The 19615-nt window shown below is 48.9% G+C and carries 20 protein-coding genes and 1 tRNA gene; 14 read left to right on the top strand and 7 right to left on the bottom strand.

Annotated elements, in window-relative coordinates:
* Positions 1-5: 5 nt before the first annotated feature.
* The 3 genes from L0156_16765 to guaA all read right to left on the bottom strand — a co-directional run bounded on the left by L0156_16765 (position 6) and on the right by guaA (position 6085).
* On the bottom strand, positions 6-950 hold the full coding sequence (locus tag L0156_16765) for an acetyl-CoA carboxylase carboxyltransferase subunit alpha (GenBank protein MCI0604640.1): 945 nt from the start codon (positions 948-950) through the stop codon (positions 6-8).
* A gap of 82 nt (positions 951-1032) precedes the next feature.
* Positions 1033-4491, bottom strand: coding sequence for a DNA polymerase III subunit alpha (locus tag L0156_16760; protein MCI0604639.1), 3459 nt, complete (start codon positions 4489-4491; stop codon positions 1033-1035).
* A gap of 61 nt (positions 4492-4552) precedes the next feature.
* A complete protein-coding gene (guaA, locus tag L0156_16755) occupies positions 4553-6085 on the bottom strand; it encodes a glutamine-hydrolyzing GMP synthase (GenBank protein MCI0604638.1) in 1533 nt (510 codons plus the stop codon).
* A gap of 80 nt (positions 6086-6165) precedes the next feature.
* Here guaA and L0156_16750 point away from each other — a divergent pair, with 80 nt between their 5' ends.
* Both L0156_16750 and aroA read left to right on the top strand, forming a co-directional pair.
* A complete protein-coding gene (locus L0156_16750; protein ID MCI0604637.1) occupies positions 6166-6912 on the top strand; it encodes a hypothetical protein in 747 nt (248 codons plus the stop codon).
* On the top strand, positions 6909-8084 hold the full coding sequence (gene aroA, locus L0156_16745) for a 3-phosphoshikimate 1-carboxyvinyltransferase (protein MCI0604636.1): 1176 nt from the start codon (positions 6909-6911) through the stop codon (positions 8082-8084). The genes L0156_16750 and aroA overlap by 4 nt, the downstream gene beginning before the upstream one ends.
* Here the strand turns inward: aroA and L0156_16740 are convergent.
* Complete coding sequence (locus tag L0156_16740) at positions 8038-8532, bottom strand: shikimate kinase (GenBank protein ID MCI0604635.1); 495 nt, start codon at positions 8530-8532, stop codon at positions 8038-8040. The genes aroA and L0156_16740 overlap by 47 nt on opposite strands.
* A gap of 17 nt (positions 8533-8549) precedes the next feature.
* Between L0156_16740 and ispE the strand changes: the two genes are divergently transcribed.
* The 12 genes from ispE to L0156_16680 all read left to right on the top strand — a co-directional run bounded on the left by ispE (position 8550) and on the right by L0156_16680 (position 18424).
* Positions 8550-9437 (top strand): 4-(cytidine 5'-diphospho)-2-C-methyl-D-erythritol kinase, encoded by an 888-nt coding sequence (ispE, locus tag L0156_16735; protein ID MCI0604634.1) that lies wholly within the window; start codon positions 8550-8552, stop codon positions 9435-9437.
* 74 nt (positions 9438-9511) lie between these two features.
* Positions 9512-9583, top strand: a tRNA-Gln gene (locus tag L0156_16730).
* Positions 9584-9673: 90 nt separating this feature from the next.
* Entirely contained in the window at positions 9674-10612 is a 939-nt protein-coding gene (locus L0156_16725; GenBank protein MCI0604633.1) for a ribose-phosphate pyrophosphokinase, read from the top strand.
* A 100-nt stretch (positions 10613-10712) separates the two neighbouring features.
* Complete coding sequence (locus tag L0156_16720; GenBank protein ID MCI0604632.1) at positions 10713-11381, top strand: 50S ribosomal protein L25/general stress protein Ctc; 669 nt, start codon at positions 10713-10715, stop codon at positions 11379-11381.
* 13 nt (positions 11382-11394) lie between these two features.
* Positions 11395-11958, top strand: coding sequence for an aminoacyl-tRNA hydrolase (gene pth / locus L0156_16715; GenBank protein ID MCI0604631.1), 564 nt, complete (start codon positions 11395-11397; stop codon positions 11956-11958).
* Positions 11959-12046: 88 nt separating this feature from the next.
* Positions 12047-12538, top strand: a complete 492-nt coding sequence (rpsF, locus tag L0156_16710; protein ID MCI0604630.1) for a 30S ribosomal protein S6 — start codon at positions 12047-12049, stop codon at positions 12536-12538.
* Entirely contained in the window at positions 12522-12815 is a 294-nt protein-coding gene (gene rpsR / locus L0156_16705) for a 30S ribosomal protein S18 (GenBank protein MCI0604629.1), read from the top strand. Before rpsF ends, rpsR begins: the two co-directional genes overlap by 17 nt.
* A gap of 5 nt (positions 12816-12820) precedes the next feature.
* On the top strand, positions 12821-13264 hold the full coding sequence (gene rplI / locus L0156_16700) for a 50S ribosomal protein L9 (GenBank protein ID MCI0604628.1): 444 nt from the start codon (positions 12821-12823) through the stop codon (positions 13262-13264).
* 100 nt (positions 13265-13364) lie between these two features.
* Positions 13365-14696: a replicative DNA helicase gene (gene dnaB / locus L0156_16695; protein MCI0604627.1), complete on the top strand. Its 1332-nt coding sequence runs from the start codon at positions 13365-13367 to the stop codon at positions 14694-14696.
* Complete coding sequence (alr, locus tag L0156_16690; GenBank protein MCI0604626.1) at positions 14677-15816, top strand: alanine racemase; 1140 nt, start codon at positions 14677-14679, stop codon at positions 15814-15816. The genes dnaB and alr overlap by 20 nt, the downstream gene beginning before the upstream one ends.
* A 77-nt stretch (positions 15817-15893) precedes the next feature.
* Positions 15894-17255, top strand: a complete 1362-nt coding sequence (radA, locus tag L0156_16685) for a DNA repair protein RadA (protein ID MCI0604625.1) — start codon at positions 15894-15896, stop codon at positions 17253-17255.
* A gap of 173 nt (positions 17256-17428) precedes the next feature.
* Positions 17429-18424: a TRAM domain-containing protein gene (locus L0156_16680; GenBank protein MCI0604624.1), complete on the top strand. Its 996-nt coding sequence runs from the start codon at positions 17429-17431 to the stop codon at positions 18422-18424.
* Positions 18425-18524: 100 nt separating this feature from the next.
* Here the strand turns inward: L0156_16680 and L0156_16675 are convergent, their stop codons facing one another.
* The 3 genes from L0156_16675 to L0156_16665 are packed head-to-tail and all read right to left on the bottom strand — an operon-like array spanning position 18525 to position 19603.
* Entirely contained in the window at positions 18525-18932 is a 408-nt protein-coding gene (locus L0156_16675; protein MCI0604623.1) for a type II toxin-antitoxin system VapC family toxin, read from the bottom strand.
* Positions 18925-19182, bottom strand: coding sequence for a hypothetical protein (locus L0156_16670; GenBank protein MCI0604622.1), 258 nt, complete (start codon positions 19180-19182; stop codon positions 18925-18927). Before L0156_16670 ends, L0156_16675 begins: the two co-directional genes overlap by 8 nt.
* Before the next feature lie 49 nt (positions 19183-19231).
* The gene (locus L0156_16665; protein ID MCI0604621.1) at positions 19232-19603 is read right to left on the bottom strand and encodes a hypothetical protein; all 372 of its coding nucleotides are present in this window, start codon (positions 19601-19603) and stop codon (positions 19232-19234) included.
* Between the last annotated feature and the right edge of the window lie 12 nt (positions 19604-19615).

The following is a 19615-nucleotide window of genomic DNA, read 5'->3' as shown; positions in this document are numbered from 1 at the left end:
TGGCACTATTCTTGGAAGAAACCCATTTTGCGGAACTTATCGTATCGAGAGTGAGTGCGGTCATTCCAGTGTAATTTACTGACTTCAACAAGATGTCGTTGAATCGCCTGCTTGAGCAATCCGGCTGCGGCTTCCCAATCTGCATGTGCGCCTCCCAGTGGTTCAGGAATGACTTCATCAATCATCCCCAAATTCATAAGATCAGCTGAGGTCAAGTGCAAGTTCTGTGCCGCATCTTCTGCTTTTCCGGTATCGCGGTAAAGTATCGAAGCGCATCCTTCCGGCGAAATTACTGAGTAAATAGAGTATTGCAGCATGAGAACTCGATCGGCGACCCCCAGCGCTAGCGCACCTCCGCTTCCACCTTCTCCGATAACCGCTGCGATCGTAGGAACTTTCAATCGCGCCATTTCACGCAAGTTGAGTGCAATCGCTTCGGATTGTCCACGTTCTTCCGCTCCAATTCCGGGGTAAGCGCCCGGAGTATCGATGAGAGTGATGATCGGATGATGAAATTTTTCCGCGAATTTCATGAGTCTGAGAGCTTTACGATACCCTTCCGGATTGGGCATTCCGAAGTTCCGGTAAATTCTCTGTTTGGAATCACGCCCTTTTTGATGTCCGATCACCATCACGGGCCGGCCTTCAAAATTTGCCATGCCTCCGACAATCGCGGGATCATCCGAGAATTTCCGGTCTCCATGCATCTCCATGAAATCGGTGAATAGCCGCTGGATGTAGTCCAGAGTATAGGGACGTTGAGGATGGCGCGCGACCATCGTAATCTGCCAGGGATTCAGTCTGGAGTAAATCTCTTTCCGGAAGCGGGTCAGTTTGTCCCGCAATCTTTCGATCCGTTCCGCCGTTTCAGGACGGTCCGAGTAAATCGAAAGATCCTCGATTTCCCGTAGCAAATCGACAATAGGCGCTTCAAAGTTGTAATTACCCATAGGCTCACTCTGGAGGGCGGGCGTCCCTGCCCGCCATAGACGATGATTCTGGCGGGCGCGGAGGCCCGCCCTCCGAAAACTATTATTTTACATCAGCTTTGCCGGTTTGCCATTCCACGCAGTTCGGGCCGAGCAGCTGCTCCAAGGCAAAGACGAAATCACGGGAGGGTCTCACACGAAAAACAGGCGAAGGGGAAAGAGACGCGACAAACTGTTCCGGTCTTTTCAAAACGAAAACCAGATTGCAATCGCCGCGATATTGCTCCACGATCGATTTCAATCGGTCAATCTTTTCATTTTCCATTCCGGGAAGGTAAATGTGGACTTTCAACTGTTGCGAAAGAAGCTCGCGCGCATTTTTCATCGGAATCACATCGGAGGCAATTAGTTTTCGTGTCTCTTCTTCAACTTCAAGACGGCCACGAACGATCAACTCCGCCTCCGGCATGATTTCCAGCATGTTATTGCGGAAAAGTTCGGGAAAAACAGTGATTTCAATCATTCCTGTTAAATCTTCAAGCTCCAGATATGCCATGAAATCCCCTTTGCGGGTTTTGACTTGCTTGATAGCGCCGATGATGCCACCAACCAAAACCTCTTTGCCGTCCCATGTGCTGTCGATATTCTCCAGCGAAGTTGTATACGTTTCGAGCAACTCTTTGTGTTTGTGCAAAGGATGGCCGGAAATGTAAAACCCGAGCGTTTCCTTTTCGTGAGCTAGCTTTTCCTGTTCCAGAAAATCTTCCGAGCTTGCAACTTTCGAAATGACGGGCCTGACCTCGCTCAAATCGAACAGAGTAGCCTGACCGGCGTGTCTCTCTTTGCGAGCAACATCTTCCAGGATGTGATCGAGTTGCTGGATCAATTGTTTGCGCGGGACTTGGAAGCTGTCCATGGCCCCCGATTTAATGAGACTCTCCACAACCCGCTTGTTTACGGCGCGTGTATCGACACGCTCATAAAACTGCTCTAGAGATTCGAACTTACCCTGTTCGCGGGCTTTTGCTATCGATTGAATTGCCGCTGCGCCAACATTTTTTATTGCAGCAAGACCGAATCGAATCGTATCCCCTTCTACACTGAATCGTTCTCCGCTGTCATTGATATTCGGTGGTAAAATCCGGATGCCCATGTCGCGACATTCGTGGAAATATCTGACGACTTCTCCCCGTCTGTCGATTTGACTGGAGAGTAGAGCGGCGAGAAAAGGTTCGGGGTAGTAGGTTTTTAAATACGCCGTTTGATAAGCAACCAGAGCATAAGCAGTGGAATGCGATTTATTGAATCCGTATTGCGCGAATTTCTCCATTAAATCGAAAAGTTCAGCCGCTTTACTTGCATCAATGCTACGTTCTTTGGCTCCGTGAACGAAGCGTTCGCGTTGGGCCTGCATTACATCCATCTTTTTCTTGCCCATCGCGCGCCGTAGCAGATCGGCTTCTCCCAGACTAAAACCGCCAATCTTGCTTGCAATTTGCATTACCTGTTCCTGATACACGATGATGCCGTACGTCTCTTTCAAAAAAGGTTCCAGCTGAGGCAGGAGATACTGGATTTTTACTTTTCCATGTTTGCGCGCGATGCAGTCCTCCAGCATTTGCATCGGCCCAGGCCGGAACAACGCGTTCAGCATTATCAGATCTTCAAAACGCTCCGGTTTGAATTTCCGGAGCAGAGCTTTCATCCCCGAACTTTCAAACTGGAACACGCCATTTGTTTTTCCTTCGGTGAATAACTGATAGACCTTCGGATCATTGAGGGGAATATCGAGCAGGCGGATTTCTTTTCCCAGATATTCGCGAATGTATTGCAACGTGTCATCAAGAATCGTAAATGTAGCGACTCCAAGAAAATCCATTTTCAGGAGTCCCAGCCGCTCGAGAACTTTCATGTCGTACTGAGTCGTGATGACGTCTTCCTTGCTTCGGAATAAAGGTACGAGTTCCATGAGCGGTTTCGGCGCAATCACAACGCCGCCCGCATGAATGGATGCATTGCGCACAAGCCCTTCTAACTTTTTTGCGATATCAATCCATTCCTGAACTTTTTGATCTTTGATCGCTTCCTGTAAGGCAGGAGTATTTTGAATAGCGGAATCCAGGCTGATGTGCAGTTCATTGGGAATCATTTTCGCGAGTTTGTCACACTGGGAATAGGGAAATTCCATTGCGCGTCCCACATCGCGGGTCACCACCCGCGCAGCGAGCGTATTGTAAGTAATGATTTGCGCAACATTCTCCCGGCCGTATCGCTGTGTTACATAATCGATGACTTCACCGCGGCGGCGTCCGCAAAAGTCAATATCGATATCCGGCATGCTGATCCGTTCCGGATTTAAGAAACGCTCGAACAACAAATCATATTGAAGCGGATCGATGTCCGTGATCTGCAGGCAATAGGCAACCAGGGATCCTGCCGCTGATCCACGGCCCGGCCCCACAGGAATATTTTGTTCTTTTGAATGTTTGATGAAATCCCAGGTGATCAGAAAGTAACCTTCAAAACCCATTTGCTGGATCACGCTGATTTCCATCGCGAGGCGTTGCTCGTATTCCCACAACTGATGCCGCAGCTGCTTTTCTTCCTGCATTTTTTCCAGTTTTGGCAAGCGGGCCTTGTAACCTTCTCTTACGATTCGTTCAAAGTAAGCGGCGGGAGTGTATCCTTCCGGCACCGGAAACAATGGAAGGAGATATCCTTTTGTTCTCAGGTCCACATCGCATCTTTTTCCAATTTCACCCGCGGTATGAATGGATTGCGGCAACTCGCGAAAGACATGCATCATTTCTTCCGGTGATTTGATGTAGAAGCCATTTGTTCCGAAACGCATCCGGTTCTGTTCGCTGAGAGTCCTGTTTGTCTGAATGCAGAGTAGAACATCATGCGCATGAGCATCTTCCTTGTGGATGTAGTGACTATCGTTTGTGGCCACGAGCGGAATTTCCAAGCGCGAAGCCATTTGCACAAGCTGCGGATTGATGCGCAATTGATCTCCAAGTCCATGATCCTGGATTTCAAGGAAGTAATTCCCCGCGCCGAAAATTTCCCTGTATTCGCCGGCAACTTTCATCGCTCCATCAAAATTGCCGTTCAAGAGATTGACCGCAACCTCGCCGCTCAGACAACCGCTTAGGACAATCAGTCCTTTGTGGTATTCCGCAAGAAGTTCTTTATCCACGCGGGGTTTGTAGTAGTAACCCTCAAGATTAGCGCGCGAAACAAGACGAACAAGATTCTGATAACCTTCATTGTTTTCGGCAAGCACAACGAGATGAAAATTGTTTTCTTCCGTGTCGCTTGGCTTGCCCGTTTTATCCAGGCGGCTCGCCGGCGCAACGTACATTTCGCATCCGATGATCGGTTTAATCCCTTTCTTGCGCGCAATATCATGAAACTCAACTGCGCCAAAAAGGTTTCCGTGATCGGTCAGAGCGACCGAGTTCATCCCCAGCAGTTGAACCTTGTCGATTAATTTTTCAATCTTGCAGGCGCCATCCAGCAAGCTGTAATCAGAATGTAAATGTAAATGCGTAAAATCCATATTTGTATCGCCGGCTAAAAGCCGGCGGTCTTCAATGCCGGCAGAATGCCGGCGCTCATTTCTATTCCCACTCTATGGTGCCCGGTGGTTTTGAAGTTATATCGTAGACGACTCGATTGATTCCTGAAATTTCATTGACAATGCGGCTCGAAATTGCGGCAAGCACCTCGTAAGGAAGGCGCGCCCAGTCCGCGGTCATTCCATCCTGGCTGTGCACGGCGCGCAAAGCAATAACGTGGCTGTACGTGCGATTGTCACCCATGACTCCGACGCTTCGCACAGGCAAAAGGACGGCAAAGGATTGCCATAGTTGCCGGTACAATCCTGCCTTCACAATCTCTTCTTTGACAATTGCATCCGCTTTTCGCAACAGATCCAGTCTTTCGCGGCTCACCGGGCCCAGGCATCGAACCGCCAGACCGGGTCCCGGGAAAGGCTGCCGGTAAAGAATCTCTTCGGGCAGACCCAGCGTGGCGCCAATTCTGCGCACTTCGTCTTTGAAAATCTCACGAAACGGCTCTATTAATTCTAATTTCATAGTTCTAATCAAATCGATGAGATTGTGATGGGTCTTGATTACCTGCGCAGTTCCTCTATAACCGCCACTTTCAATCACATCGGGATACAGAGTGCCCTGAGCGAGATAGTGGAGTCCTTCCGTTTCGGATGCAATCCTTTCGAAAATTTCCACAAAAGCGCGCCCGATGATCTTCCGTTTCTCTTCGGGATGCTCCACGCCCTCGAGCCGGGTCAGAAAATAATCGGCAGCATCGTAGTAGCGGACATCGAGTCCGGCGGAACGCAACCGCGTGCAAACCTGTTCCCCTTCATTCCAGCGCAGCAGGCCATTGTCGATAAACACCGGCAGCAGGGCGTCGCCCGCTCCACGTTTTAGAAGAAATGCCATCACGGTGCTGTCGACACCGCCACTCAGAGCGCAAAGTATTTTGCCTTTTTTGACTGTTTCGCGAATCCAATTCTCCGTTTCTTCGATGAACGACGCGGGCGTCCAATTCGGGCTGCATCCGCATACTTCAAAAACAAAGTTCCGGAGGATTTCTTTCCCTTTCGGGGTGTGGATGACTTCCGGATGAAATTGGAGGCCATAGATTGATCCACTCCTGTTGCGCATGACAGCAATCGGAGAATTGGAACTGCACGCAATCGACTGAAACCCGGGCGGGGTTCGCGTGATCCGATCGCCGTGGTTCATCCAGACATCCAATCGCGGACCGAGATCGCGAAATAGTGGATCGTCCTGTACCTCGATCGTTGCTGGACCATACTCGCGGCGTTCAGAGCCCGTCACTTCTCCACCCAATTGATACGTGATGAGTTGCATCCCGTAGCAAATTCCTAGAATAGGCAGGCCCATTTGCAGCAATTTGGGATCGCTGTGAAATGCATTCTTTTCGTAGACTGATGCAGGACCTCCTGAAAGCACAATCCCTTTTGCGTTACGGCTGCGAATTTCTTCGGGAGTGACATCGTGAGGCACTATTTCGGAGTAGACGTTCAGTTCGCGGATTCTGCGCGCTATGAGCTGAGTATATTGCCCACCAAAATCAAGAACCAGTATCGTGTCCCTTTTCAATTTTCAGTCGTCCGGTTAAAACGGTAGATTATATTATAGAATTTAAATCTTTGTTTCCTTCGTTATCTTCTGTTTAAAAAATGAAGTTATCAACTGCGCAGAAAGAAGAGTTGTTCGGAAAGGGTTATACGAAAATCCCGGGGGTCGTCGGGCAAAAATTCATCAACGTAGCTTTGCGGGCGATCAATCATTCGCTGGGAAAGGGGATGGACCCTGAAAAAATTCCTGTTTACCGTTCGACTACATATTGCCCGGAGTTGGTTCATAAGGAACCCGTTCTGGATTTGCTTTATGAGACTCCCGCATGGGAAATTGTGGAGTCCGCGATAGCGCCGCGTAAATTCAAGCTGGAGGGTGGCGCTCAGATCGCGTTGCGGTTTCCGGTGATGCAAACACCTGGAGCTCTTCATCCTCATATCGATGGGATGTACAACTCCAACAACAAACTGCGCAAAGGGAGCATCTTCAGTTTTACAGCGCTTGTTGGAATTCTACTGAGCGACGTGCCGAACGAATTTTGGGGAAATTTTACAGGATGGCCCGGGACGCACCGTTTGTTTGCTGATTACTTCAGGCAACACGGCACGGATATTTTGAAAACCGGCTTGCCCCCTGTGAAGCTTCCCGAACCGGAACAGATCAAGGGAAAAGCCGGGGACATGATTCTTTGTCACTATTTAACCGCGCATACTGTGGTAGTGAACGTTTCGCCTTATATTCGTTATGCAGTTTTTTACCGGTTAAGACATGTATATCACGCTTCCCATGGACAGAAAGTATTTACCGATCTGTGGCATGAATGGCCGGCCGTGCGAGATCTGAGATGAAAGGAGTATTTGAATTACCTGGTGACAAATCGATATCGCACCGCATTTTGATGCTGGCTGCGCTCGCGAGTGGTGCCTGCAAGATTCGTAATCTGAATAGCGGCGACGACTGCGCCTCCACGGTTCAGTGTTTGCGACAGCTTGGAATTGGTGTTGAAGGCGAGATCGTGATTCATCCCGCTCCTTTTCAGATTCCCGATCAGCCGCTCGATTGCGGAAACTCCGGCTCGACGATTCGCATGCTAACCGGCCTGCTCGCAGGTCAGGATATTCCAGCGACTCTGATCGGAGATCTGTCCCTGATCCGACGTCCGATGCGAAGATTGGCGGAACCTTTGCGGCAAATGGGCGCCGTGTTGCGATTGCGTGATGAAGAATTTCCGCCGATCGTTCTGGATGAGGGGATCAAACGGGCGATCATTTACCGAATGCCTATAAATAGCGCGCAGGTGAAAACCGCGATCTTGTTTGCAGGAATGCGCTTTCCTGGAACTCGGGTTTCTGAACCGGTTCCTACCCGCGATCACACCGAACGTTTGTTTGAGCATTTCAAATTTCAACCGGGTAGAACTTCCATTCCGTCCTTCGAATACGATGTGCCGGCAGATCCCTCTTCAGCCGCATTTTTTATCGTGGCCGCTTTGCTAAGAAGGAATTCGGATATCACGTTTAAGAACCTGTTGATGAATCCTTACCGCGTTGCATATATGCGAAAATTGCATCAGGCCGGCGCGCCGATCGAAATCAAGAACCGGCGCCTGGTTCAAAATGAACTGGTTGCCGATGTTAGAGTGCGGAGCGGTGTGCTTATGTCTCCCATTCAAATTCTGCCTGAGGAAGTTCCATCGCTGATCGATGAAATTCCCGTTCTTTCCTTAATAGGAACTGTGTGTGGTTTTGATGTCTCCGGCGCCCAGGAACTTAGATTAAAAGAATGTGATCGCATTGAAGCAATGGTTTCGAATCTCCAAACAATGAACGTTCGGGTTGAGGAAAAAGAAGATGGTTACCGCGTATGGCCCGGAAACTTTCGTGAGACTGTCGCCAGAACGTTTGGCGATCACAGAATAGCGATGACTTTCGCCGCTGCGGGAATGGAACTGGATGATCCCGATTGTGTAAAGATCAGCTTTCCGGAGTTTTTTTCAATCCTGGAAGAGGCAGAGCTCTGATAAGTTCCACGACTTGTTCGGGTGTGCCGGAAGCATCAATCGTGTGATGCGCTTTCTTGTACTCCTCATACCGGTCTGTGTAAAGCTTTTCCGCATTCTTCCACAGAGGCCGCGTGGGATCTGCTCCCAGGCGTGAAACGAGCTGCGCATAAGGCACGTCCAGAAACAAAACCGCACCCTGTTGCAGCATCCATTCGCGGTTGTGAATGAAACATCCACCGCCTGTTGCCATGATCAATGGATCCATTTGAAATTTTTGAAGCAGTTCGGTTTCTTGGTTGCGGAAAAATGGTTCCCCGTAGCGCTCGAAAACTTCGGCAGGCGAAAGGGATAATTTGTATTCAATCTCCTGGTCCAGATCGATGAAGGGAAGCCCTGTTTGTTCGGACAGAAGTCTTCCGACCGTGCTTTTGCCCGATCCCATAAAACCGGTCAGATAAATCCGCATATAATATGTAGCTCGTTATGGATCAGCTATTACTACCTTCTTACGCAAAAATCAATCTGATTCTGCGTGTTCTCGGGAAACGTCGAGACGGTTATCACAACCTGGAAACTGTCTTTCAGACCGTCGATTTGCACGACGAACTGACATTGCGATTTTTCCCCAGCGATCATTTTCATCTAGTTTTGAACGTCGGTGACAGCGACATACCGCCCGATAGCAGCAATTTGATCTACCGGGCGTGCCATTTGTATCACGATACTTATCCGTTTTCAGAGCGCGTTGAGGTGGATATTGTAAAGAGAATTCCACTGCAGGCTGGACTCGGTGGTGGTTCGAGTAATGCGGCGACGATGCTGATTGCTCTTTCGCGCCATTTCGGCTGGCCGTTATCCCGCGCCAAACTCCTCACACTAGCCCGAAAACTGGGATCCGATGTCCCTTTCTTCTTGTATGGAGGTACTGCCCTCGGTACGGGACGAGGAGAAAAGATCCGGCAACTGCCTGATTGGCCAGCCTTTCCGGTCCTTTTGGTTCATTCGAATTATCCTTGTTCAACCCCAACGGTTTACAGGGCATTTGACGACGCCAATTTGTTGACACAATCCCGTGATTCCATTAAGATACATTTTGATCAACGGCCGGAATCCCTGAGGGAACTTGTCTCTCTCATCGAAAACGATCTGGGACAGGTTGTTTTCGCACTTAATCCAGAAACAGATTCCATCAAGAAACAGTTAGCTGAAACAGGCGCCGTGACTGTTTCCGTAACGGGAAGCGGGTCGACACTGTTTGCGCTGTATGATTCGGCCGAAGATCGGGAGAAAGCGATTGCCAGGTTTCCAAATTGCACTCCCACTCGTTTCGTTACAAGAGCGGAGTACGACCAGAAAGTGACTAGTCACTGAGGTAGGGGCAGGCCTTGTGCCTGCCCGTGAAGGGCGACCACAAGGGTCGCCCCTACCAGTCACTAGTCACTTTTTGGGGAGTCGCCAAGCGGCAAGGCACGGGTCTTTGGAACCCGCATTCGGAGGTTCGAATCCTCCCTCCCCAGCTCAAATAGTGCTGAGCAATGAGTGCTGAGCAATGAGACCCGCTAACCGGACTCATTGCTCATTACTCATTACTTTGGAACTTAAAGAAGATGGATCGATGCAAAATATTTAGCGGAAACGCTAATCCGGAATTGGCAGAAGAAGTTTGCGAGAACATGAGCCTTTTGCTTGGCAAATCTCATCTGACTCGTTTTAGTGATGGGGAATCCTATTTTCAGATACTGGAAAATGTGCGTGGTGTGGATGTGTTTATCATTCAACCCACCTGTTCGCCCGTGAATACAAACTTGATGGAGCTGTTGATTATGATTGATGCATTCCGCCGCTCCTCAGCGGGACGAATCACGGCAGTGATTCCATACTACGGATATGCGAGGCAGGATCGGAAGGATAAGCCGCGGGTGCCCATTACAGCCCGCCTGGCGGCCGATTTGATTGCGCGCGCCGGCGCCGATCGTGTGCTGACCATGGATCTGCACGCGAATCAAATTGTCGGTTTTTTTGCAATACCGGTTGACCATCTCTACGCGGCTCCCGTTCTGTTGAAATACATCAGCGATCAAAAATTGCCAAATCTGACGATTGTTTCTCCGGATGCCGGTGGCGTGGAACGGGCCCGGGCCTTTGCTGTGCGCCTCGATGCGCAACTTGCGATCGTTGACAAGCGCCGCGTCGGACCAAATGTTGCTGAAACAATGAATGTGATTGGAGATGTGAAAGGACGCACCTGCGTGATTGTTGATGACATGATTGATACGGCAGGTACCCTTACAAGCACCTCGAAATCGCTGAAGGATCAGGGCGCCGAAAGAATTCTTGCTACGTGTTCTCACGGTGTTCTTAGCGGTCCGGCCATTGAACGGATTGAGAATTCTTCGATCGAAAAAGTACTGGTGACGAACACGATTCCGTTGCGCCCAGAAGCGCAGCGTTCAGAAAAATTCGTGAGATTGTCTGTTGCCGAATTGCTGGCAAGAGCGATCATCAATATTCATAAAGAGACTTCCGTTTCGGAATTATTTGTCTAGATTCACCGCAGAGAACTAAGAGAGCGCGGAGCAAAGAAAAAGAAAATTTTTTCTCTGCGATCTCAGCGTACTCTGCGGTAAAAAATAAGGAGAATTTGTCATGGATCAGATTGTGATAGAGAGCAGCGTACGGGAGACCAGAGGAAAAGGGTCGAATCGAAAACTGCGACGTTCTGGAAAAATACCGGCGATTCTTTACGGTCATAAAAATGAGAGTGTATCGCTGGAAGTGGATCCCAAAGATATCTTTAAAATTCTTCATTCCGATTCGGGAGAAAACACCATTTTCGGTTTGAATGTGCCCGGTCGCGAGCGGCTGAATTGCCTGATTAAGGAATACCAGCTGGAACCCGTATCTCATATTCTTTTACACGCAGACTTCTATGAAGTCGCCATGGATGAAACCCTGGAAGTAAAAGTGCCTTTGGAAACGGAAGGGGAGTCCTATGGTGTCAAATCGGAAGGCGGTCTGATGGACATTGTGCACCGCGAACTTCACGTGGAATGTTTACCGGCAGATATACCGGAATCGATCGTTGTAAACGTTACAGAACTGAAAATCGGAGATATGATACGAGTTCGTGATCTTGTTGTAAGCGAGAAAATCAAGATTCTAGATGATCCGGAAACCGTCGTTGTGGCGATTGAACATCCGCGCGCAGAAGAGGTTGTAGCGGCAGTTCCTGTAGAAGGAGAAACGGAAGCAGAACCGGAAGTAATCAAGAAAGGCAAGGCCGCCGAACCGACGGAAGAGGAAGAAGAGAAGTAATCTGATCAAGCTAATTGCAGGACTTGGAAATCCAGGCAGCAAGTATGAACGGACCCGGCACAATGTCGGGTTTATGGCGATCGAGAAGCTGTTGGAAATTTCTCCTGCTGTGCAAAAGTGGTCCACTGAGACCGCAATGCTCTTTGAAACGGAAAAGTTTGGTTTGCTTTGCAAACCGTTAACGTACATGAATCTCTGTGGCAAGGCTCTGCTGGCTTTGTCACGTGAGAGGGATCTGCAGCCCCAGGAAGTGCTTGTCATTTACGATGACTTTGCACTGGCTCTCGGGATGATCCGGGTCCGCGCATCCGGAAGCTCGGGTGGTCATAATGGAGTGCAGTCCATCATTGATTATTTTGGAAGCACGCAGTTTCCACGAATCAGACTTGGAATCGAGACGGAAGAAATGGATAGCTGGGTCGATTTCGTGTTGAACAACTTCAAGAAAAAGGAGTTGCCGGTTGTTTCAGAAATGATCGATTCTTGTGCGGATGCTGTCGAATTGATCCTGAATGAAGGAATCACGACAGCAATGAATCGTTATAATCGCAAACAGACGCGACGCGCAGACGCATAGACGCGCTACGCAAGACGCTTTTTGCCTTGCTGTTCTGTCTGAAGAACGGCTTAAACCCGAATTCGGGAAAAACCAAAAGGAGGATTTCGTGAGTTACTACGAATTACTGGTGATCTTTTCGACAAATCTTTCGGAAGATGAAGAAAAGACCCAGGCATCTCAAACTGAAGACCTGATCACACATGAAAAGGGAACCATTCATCTGGCGGAACATTGGGGTAAGCGGAAGCTAGCATACACGATCAAGAAACAACGCCAGGGTTACTACGAATGGTTTTATTTTGAACTCGACCCCAGACGGATTGCAGAAATCGATAGAAAACTCAAGATGTCGGAAACCATTTTGCGGTTTCTGATTTTCAAGATGGAAAAGATTCAGATACAGAATCTGCACCGGGAGCTTGCGCGCCGGGAGGCAGCCGCGGCGCCACCCGCTCCACCCGAACCAGTCGCCACAGTGGAACCCGTGAATGAAGAAGAGGAAGTAACAGAATTGTTCGAAACACCACCGGAATCCGCAGACGAATCGGGAACCGAGATTACTGAGATTAAGGAGGAAGAAAATGGCAGCGCCAGGTAGACACCAACACCAACATCAACAGCAACAACAACAGCAGCAGCAGGACATGGGAGGCCGGCGTTACTTTTATCGCCGGAAACGCGTTTGCCGCTTTTGCAGCGAAAAAATGGATTACATCGATTTTAAAGATGTATCGCTTCTGCAAAGCTATGTTCCGGAAAGGGGACGGATCCTCCCGAGACGGATTACAGGGACTTGCGCATGGCATCAAAGGAAGCTTGGCATCGCGCTGAAAAAAGCCCGGATCGCGGCGTTAATTTCCTACGTAGGAGAATAGGGACGATGAAGGTAATACTGCTGGAAGATGTAGAACGCCTGGGAAGACGTGGATCGATCTTGAACGTTGCCAACGGATATGGCCGTAATTTCTTGATTCCGCGGAAGCTTGCGGTCCCCGCTACCGATGCAAACATGAAGTTTGCCGAAGTCCAAAACAAAAAGGTTCAGGTTCAGGAAGCAAAAGAAGAGAAAAGCGCTTCCGAGCTAAAGTCCGAATTGGAGAAGGTGTCGATCACGATTCCCATGAAAGCAGGGGAAGGTGAGGTACTTTTCGGATCAGTGACGTCAACGAATATCGCGGACGCTCTGGAAAAAGAAGGCTACACCATCGACAAAAGAAGAATCGAGCTGGAAGAACCGATCAAGAGACTGGGAGAATATCACGTAAGTGTGAAGCTGCACCGTAAAGTTGCAGCGGACGTGAAAGTCTCCGTCGTAAAAGAATAAGAAATTTAACGCAGAGACGCAAAGACGCAGAGAGAAGAAAATAATTATTTTTCTCTGCGTCTCCGCGCCTCTGCGTTATAATAGTTCTACTTGCTAGGATATGTCTGTTGATCTCATCACGGAACGGGGGCTGCCACACAGTCTGGATGCGGAACGTTGTGTGCTTGGTTCCATCATTCTGGAAAATGATTCCATCTATCAGGTGCTTGATCTTCTTTCCGGTGAAGATTTTTACGCAGAGACCCACAGAATTCTATACGACCGTTTTGTTGAGCTCGTAACCAAGTCGCGTGGAGTCGATCTCATCATTCTGAAAGAGGAGCTCAGCCGCCTGGGTGAACTCGAGCAAGTTGGCGGCATTACATATGTTGCTTCCTTGATCGATGCAGTACCAACCGCGCGTAACATCAGTCATTACGCTCAGATCATCAAGGAAAGGGCTGCTTTGCGCCGCTTGATTCTGGCGGGATACGAAATCATCGATTCGTGCTATAAGCAGGAAGAAGAGACCGAAGAGATCCTCAACAAAGCGGAACAAAAAATCTTTGCCATCGCAGAAAACAGGCTGACAACCGGTTTTTCTGCGTTAAAAGATCTTGCTGATTCTGCGTGGACCCGGATCAACTATCTCCATGAAAATCCAGGGGTACTTACAGGTCTTCCCACCGGCTTTGTGGATTTCGATAATATGACCTCCGGCTTGCAGCCTGGCGACCTTATTGTGATTGCAGGCCGACCCTCCATGGGGAAGACAGCTTTTGCCCTGAATATTGCTCAACACGTTGCGAGAGTCCGTAAAACCGTCGGCATTTTTAGCTTGGAGATGTCCAAAGAGCAGCTTATGCTCCGTTTCATTTGCTCTGAAGCGCAAGTCAATGCACACCGGCTCCGAAGCGGCGAGTGCACGCGTGAAGAATGGTCCCGCCTGATGAAAGCGATGGCGGTGCTGACAGAAGCAAGCATTTATGTGGATGATTCCAGCGGCCTGACTCCGCTGGATATGGGCGCAAAGTCCCGCCGTTTAAAAGCGGAACATGGTTGTGATTTGCTGATCGTTGATTATATGCAGATGATGAGAATGAAAGGCCGGTACGATAACAGGCAGCAGGAAATCACGGCGATTTCGCGCTCTTTGAAAGAGCTGGCAAAAGAATTGAATCTTCCTGTTGTTGCATTGTCACAGCTTCATCGCGGTCCGGAAACGCGCGGCAAAGACCATAAGCCGATGCTTTCCGACTTGCGTGAATCGGGCGCGATTGAACAGGACGCCGATCTGGTGTGTTTCATTTATCGCGAAGAAGTCTATGACGCTACCGAAGAGAACCGCGGGCTCGCAGAAATCCTTGTGCGGAAACAACGAAACGGCCCGATCGGCGATATTCCGCTGGTCTTCTTGAAGGAATGGACCCGCTTTGTTGATAAATATCAGTGATCTCTCCTTTCAACGTCCCACCTGGGCTGAGATCGACCTCGACATTTTTAGTTCTAATTATTTAGCAATTCGGGAAGCTGTTCAGCCTGCGCGTGTGCTTGCCGTCGTTAAAGCGGATGCGTACGGTCACGGCGCGATTGTTCTTGCCCGCGAGCTCCATCAACTCGGAATCGAACGATTGGGGACGGCGACAGCTCTGGAAGCAATTGAGCTTCGCAAGGCAGGCATTCGGACGCCTGTCGTGGTACTGAGCGGCATGACCGTTTCGCAGTTACCGCTGCTTCTTCAATACGATTTAATTCCTGCCGTTTATGATTTCGAATTCTTGAAGGCGCTGGATGAATTTACGGAAAAGCACCGCCGGGAAGTGGCGGTCCATTTGAAGGTCGATACCGGTATGGGGAGGCTCGGTTTTCAGCCGGACGAAGCAGCGATTGCATTCAAGAAAAAATACTCTTACGTCCGCGTGGAGGGTGTTTACACGCATTTTGCGAACGCTGATGTGCCCGAAGATAATTACACGCGTTTGCAGTTGCAGCGCTTTCTGGATTTTTGCGGCAAGGAAGATCTTCCAGTTCGTTATCGTCACGCAGCGAACAGCGCAGGCATTATCAATTTTCCAGAATCGCATCTGGATCTTGTGAGGCCGGGACTGGTTCTTTACGGTCTTTCCCCGGCCAGCGGGCTGGCAATTCCGCAACGCCCCATCCTTTCGTTGAAAAGCCGGATCATAGCATTGCGTCACATCGCGAAAGGGGAAACGATTGGATATGGAAGGACGTTTCGAGCCGCGCGCGATTCAGTCATCGCGACTGTTCCCTTTGGTTATGCGGATGGTTTGAGGCGCAATCTTTCGAACCGGCTCGAAGTTGAAGTGTGCGGAAAGCTGTGCAGGATTGCCGGAACAATTTCTATGGATCTTTGTATGCTGGATGTGACCGATGTTGCGAATCAGGTTAAATTACAAGAAGAAGTGACCTTCATCGGAACGCGTACGACTTGTTGGGACTGGGCGCGCCTTCTGGATACGATTCCGTATGAAATTACTTGTTTGATTGGAGCACGGGTTCCCAGAGTTTATGTTAAGAACGGCCAGGTTTGTGATGTCTACTATCCTTGATAGCAAAGTAGCGCGGGCGTTCCGCTTGCGAGATCTGCGCAGACGAGACGTCCGCGCTACATTGTTAAAAAAAGAAAATGAAAGGTAAGAAGAGCACTCAGTTTGTTTGCCAGGAATGCGGTGGAGTCAGCGCTAAATGGCTAGGGAAATGTCCGGATTGTGGAAACTGGAATTCGCTGGTGGAAGAATCAGTTGTAGCCCGCGAAACTTCAACCTGGACCGGATTGTCACAAAATCAGGCAGTTGTGTTAACAAGCGATCAGGAGGTTCCGGAGCAACCACGCACACCCACCGGTATTCCAGAGCTGGATCGTGTTTTGGGTGGAGGGATCGTTGATGGCAGTCTCATTTTGATTGGAGGCGATCCTGGAATCGGTAAATCTACTATCATGCTTCAGCTGGCCCACAAACTTTCGGAGCAAGGGAAAAAAGTCCTCTACGTATCGGGTGAAGAGTCGGAAAACCAGATCCGTCTCCGCGCAAACAGACTGAACGTGAATGGCGAAAACATATTTCTCTACACCGAGACATGCATGGAACGAATCCTCAGTGAAGCAGAAAAGATTTCTCCCTTCGCCATTATTGTGGATTCCATTCAAACCGCTTACACGCTGAAACTCCCGGCAATTCCCGGAAGCGTTGGGCAGATCCGTGAAACGGCGATGCAATTTCTCTCTTATGCAAAACAAAACAATGTTCCTGTTTTCTTGACCGGACATGTAACGAAGGAAGGACTCATTGCCGGACCTCGCATGCTGGAACATCTCGTTGATACGGTTCTCTATTTCGAAGGGGATAACAAACAGTTTTTCCGCATCGTGCGCGCTGTGAAGAATCGTTTCGGTTCCATCAACGAAATCGGCGTTTTTGAAATGAGCGCCCAGGGACTCCTTCCTGTCAAAAACCCTTCGCAGATGTTTCTTTCCGAACGGCCCGCTTCTTCCCCTGGGTCCGTCGTGATGTCCTGCATGGAGGGAACGCGACCTTTTCTTGTGGAGCTGCAAGCCCTCGTAACGGATAGCACATACGGAGTGGCCCGCCGCACATCCATTGGTTTGGATAATACACGCGTCACGATGCTCGTTGCCGTTTTGGAAAAGCGGATCGGCTACTACCTTGGCGGCCAGGACATTTTCCTGAACGTAGTGGGAGGCCTTTCGGTTGAAGATCCGGCAGCCGATCTCGCGATTTGCGCCGCGATTGTTTCCAGTCTAAGGAACAAAACGGTTGATCCACATACTGTATTGTGCGGCGAGGTTGGCCTAACCGGCGAGATCCGCTCCATCAACCATTTTGCCCTGCGGGCTTCGGAAGCGCAGAATCTGGGTTTTCAAAAAATCGTAGCTCCCTTAAGCAGTAAAGCCGATGGCGCAAACATCGAAATCATAGGCTGCGAAACGGTCCGCGATGCGCTTTCTTTCCTGGGCTCCAAGAGCTGAACCTCTTGATCCTCGTTTCCTTAAATAATTCAATGGTTTCCGGCGATTTTGTATTAGAATAATACGATTTTTGAAATCAGTGCAAAGCAATGAGCAACGAGGCATGAGACATGCATTGAAATTCTCATTACTCATGACTCATGACTCATTGCTGACACGAGGAGGTAAATACATTGAGTTTGCTCTTAAGCAGACTTGTGCTTGTGATGCTACTGGTCATCACAGGATATATTACGAAACCGTTTCAGGCTCCGAATCCATTCGCAGAGATTTACGGAATGGCTCTTGGTGGCATTCTAGGCATACTCATCATTTTTCTAGAAAGCAGAATCAGGGGCGTAGGGCCAAAAACCCTGATCGGATCTGTTATCGGTTTAGTTGTGGGGATCATCCTGGCGATACTGGTAAGTTTCTTGATAGGTAACTTCAATAGAAGTAAAGAAACCACTTCGATACTTCAAATATTTTCATTTTGCTTCTTCATTTACATTGGTTTGCTTTTGGGGAGTAAGAAGGCGGACTGGTTCGACCCGGCCAATTTGATGGCTTTATTCGGCGAAAAAGGTGAGAAGAAGAGTTACAAAATCCTTGATACAAGTGTGATCATCGATGGTCGTATTGCTGATTTGACGGAAACTGGGTTTATCGAAGGCACCATTGTTGTTCCTCAGTTTGTATTGAGGGAATTGCAGCATATTGCTGACTCACCCGATTCATTAAAAAGGAATCGCGGACGAAGGGGAATTGAAATCCTGCAAAGGATGCAAAAGAAACCGGAATTGAATGTGACGATTACGGAAATTGATTTCCCTGAAGTTCCTGAAGTTGATATGAAGCTGATCGAGCTGGCCAAACAGCTGGATGCGAAAATTGTAACGAACGACTATAACCTCAATAAAATCGCTCAGCTGCGAGGGGTGAAAGTGCTGAACATTAATGAGCTCGCCAGTTCACTTCGCCCGGTCGTTTTACCGGGAGAGACCATGAAGGTCTTTATCCTCAAAGAAGGAAAAGAATACAATCAAGGTGTTGCCTACTTAGATGATGGAACCATGGTTGTTGTGGATAACGCGCGCAAACTGATCGGGCGCAATATCGATGTTACTGTAACGAGTGTATTGCAAACAACCGTGGGGAAAATGATTTTCGGCAAGCATGAAGAAGAATAATGTCTAATCCGGGCGGCTGATCCCGCCGCCCTCCTCTTTCCAGAAATTCCAAAATCCCAAAATCCCAAAATCCAAATAAGTTCCATTGACTGAATGTCTATCACATTGTCGTCAGCCAGTTTTCCAATTCGAGGCCGGGAATTCTGGTGAAATGAGAATTGTTATTGCTCACAAGCGTTCCTTCGGTTGAAAGAGTAATGCAGGCGATGAGTAGATCAGCGTCATCAAGAGGCATTCCTTTGCGTTCGAGCATGACCTTGATGCTGCCATAATGTGGTGCAACCTCTGCCGAACTGTGCAAAGTTTTAACTTTGCTGCGAAGTTCGTCAATCACAGCAAGATTTTTCTTTACCTTCTTCGACTTATAAGCGCCGTAATAGAGTTCACACTCCGTTATGATTGTAATGAAAACGTTTTCGAGACCTGCTTTGAGAATCTTGTTCTCGATCCTCTGGTTCCCATTCAACCAGTAAATGCAAGTATCAGTGTCCAGAATGTATTTAGACATCTGAGTTGCTTGATCTTCGAAACCAATTTCTTCCTGATTTAATGCTTGCGATGATCTCCTCAGTCGGTCGAGAATCATCCCATTTTCCGCACAATCCTGTGCTCCTGATCCTTTTTGGGTTCTTTTCCCTGGTCAAGTATTCTTCCAGCAATTCTGTTACTACCTCCCGAACGGTTCGCCTTTTCCTTGCGGCTGTTTCGCGAAGTTCCTGATGCGTCTTTTCGGCTATTTCAACTATGAGTTTACTCATACTATTTTAATATACACACACCGTTGCGGATATTGCAATATTGGTAACCTTACCCTGGCTCGTTCTCTTCGGTGGGCTCTGTCTTGATCTCCGCCATAATGGATTGGGCTGTGGCGAAGTTCTCGGAAGGGACAAGCACGACTGCTCTCCAATCTTCAGGGAGCGGCGCAACCATGCGGCCTTCCAGCATCGACAATGCGGTTCCGGACTGCACTATGTAGGGTATTCCACGCTCTTCCAGCTGAATAATAAGCGGATCCAAGGAAGTCGGATGAGTGGTTTCCAATAGGATTTTTACTCCGGAATCTTCTTCCTCAATTTCTTCTTCGTCCGGGGGCAAGCCTTCTATAAGAGGAATCTGGCATTCTGCGCACGTTGTAAATCCTTCTCTGTATTCCGATTTACATTGGGGGCAATACATAAGAGGATATTA

This window comes from bacterium (assembly GCA_022616075.1).
GTDB lineage: Bacteria > Acidobacteriota > HRBIN11 > JAKEFK01 > JAKEFK01 > JAKEFK01.
Note: the sequence above shows the minus strand (reverse complement) of the source record. Positions and strands in the feature narration are given on the sequence as shown.

What these genes read in the sequence shown, in the direction of transcription:
- L0156_16765 (MCI0604640.1), bottom strand. Translation starts at nt 950, where the DNA reads ATGGGTAATTACAACTTTGAAGCGCCTATTGTCGATTTGCTACGGGAA.
- L0156_16760 (MCI0604639.1), bottom strand. Translation starts at nt 4,491, where the DNA reads ATGGATTTTACGCATTTACATTTACATTCTGATTACAGCTTGCTGGAT.
- L0156_16750 (MCI0604637.1), top strand. Translation starts at nt 6,166, where the DNA reads ATGAAGTTATCAACTGCGCAGAAAGAAGAGTTGTTCGGAAAGGGTTAT.
- aroA (MCI0604636.1), top strand. Translation starts at nt 6,909, where the DNA reads ATGAAAGGAGTATTTGAATTACCTGGTGACAAATCGATATCGCACCGC.
- L0156_16740 (MCI0604635.1), bottom strand. Translation starts at nt 8,532, where the DNA reads ATGCGGATTTATCTGACCGGTTTTATGGGATCGGGCAAAAGCACGGTC.
- ispE (MCI0604634.1), top strand. Translation starts at nt 8,550, where the DNA reads ATGGATCAGCTATTACTACCTTCTTACGCAAAAATCAATCTGATTCTG.
- L0156_16725 (MCI0604633.1), top strand. Translation starts at nt 9,674, where the DNA reads ATGGATCGATGCAAAATATTTAGCGGAAACGCTAATCCGGAATTGGCA.
- L0156_16720 (MCI0604632.1), top strand. Translation starts at nt 10,713, where the DNA reads ATGGATCAGATTGTGATAGAGAGCAGCGTACGGGAGACCAGAGGAAAA.
- rpsR (MCI0604629.1), top strand. Translation starts at nt 12,522, where the DNA reads ATGGCAGCGCCAGGTAGACACCAACACCAACATCAACAGCAACAACAA.
- rplI (MCI0604628.1), top strand. Translation starts at nt 12,821, where the DNA reads ATGAAGGTAATACTGCTGGAAGATGTAGAACGCCTGGGAAGACGTGGA.
- dnaB (MCI0604627.1), top strand. Translation starts at nt 13,365, where the DNA reads ATGTCTGTTGATCTCATCACGGAACGGGGGCTGCCACACAGTCTGGAT.
- radA (MCI0604625.1), top strand. Translation starts at nt 15,894, where the DNA reads ATGAAAGGTAAGAAGAGCACTCAGTTTGTTTGCCAGGAATGCGGTGGA.
- L0156_16675 (MCI0604623.1), bottom strand. Translation starts at nt 18,932, where the DNA reads ATGTCTAAATACATTCTGGACACTGATACTTGCATTTACTGGTTGAAT.
- L0156_16670 (MCI0604622.1), bottom strand. Translation starts at nt 19,182, where the DNA reads ATGAGTAAACTCATAGTTGAAATAGCCGAAAAGACGCATCAGGAACTT.
- L0156_16665 (MCI0604621.1), bottom strand. Translation starts at nt 19,603, where the DNA reads ATGTATTGCCCCCAATGTAAATCGGAATACAGAGAAGGATTTACAACG.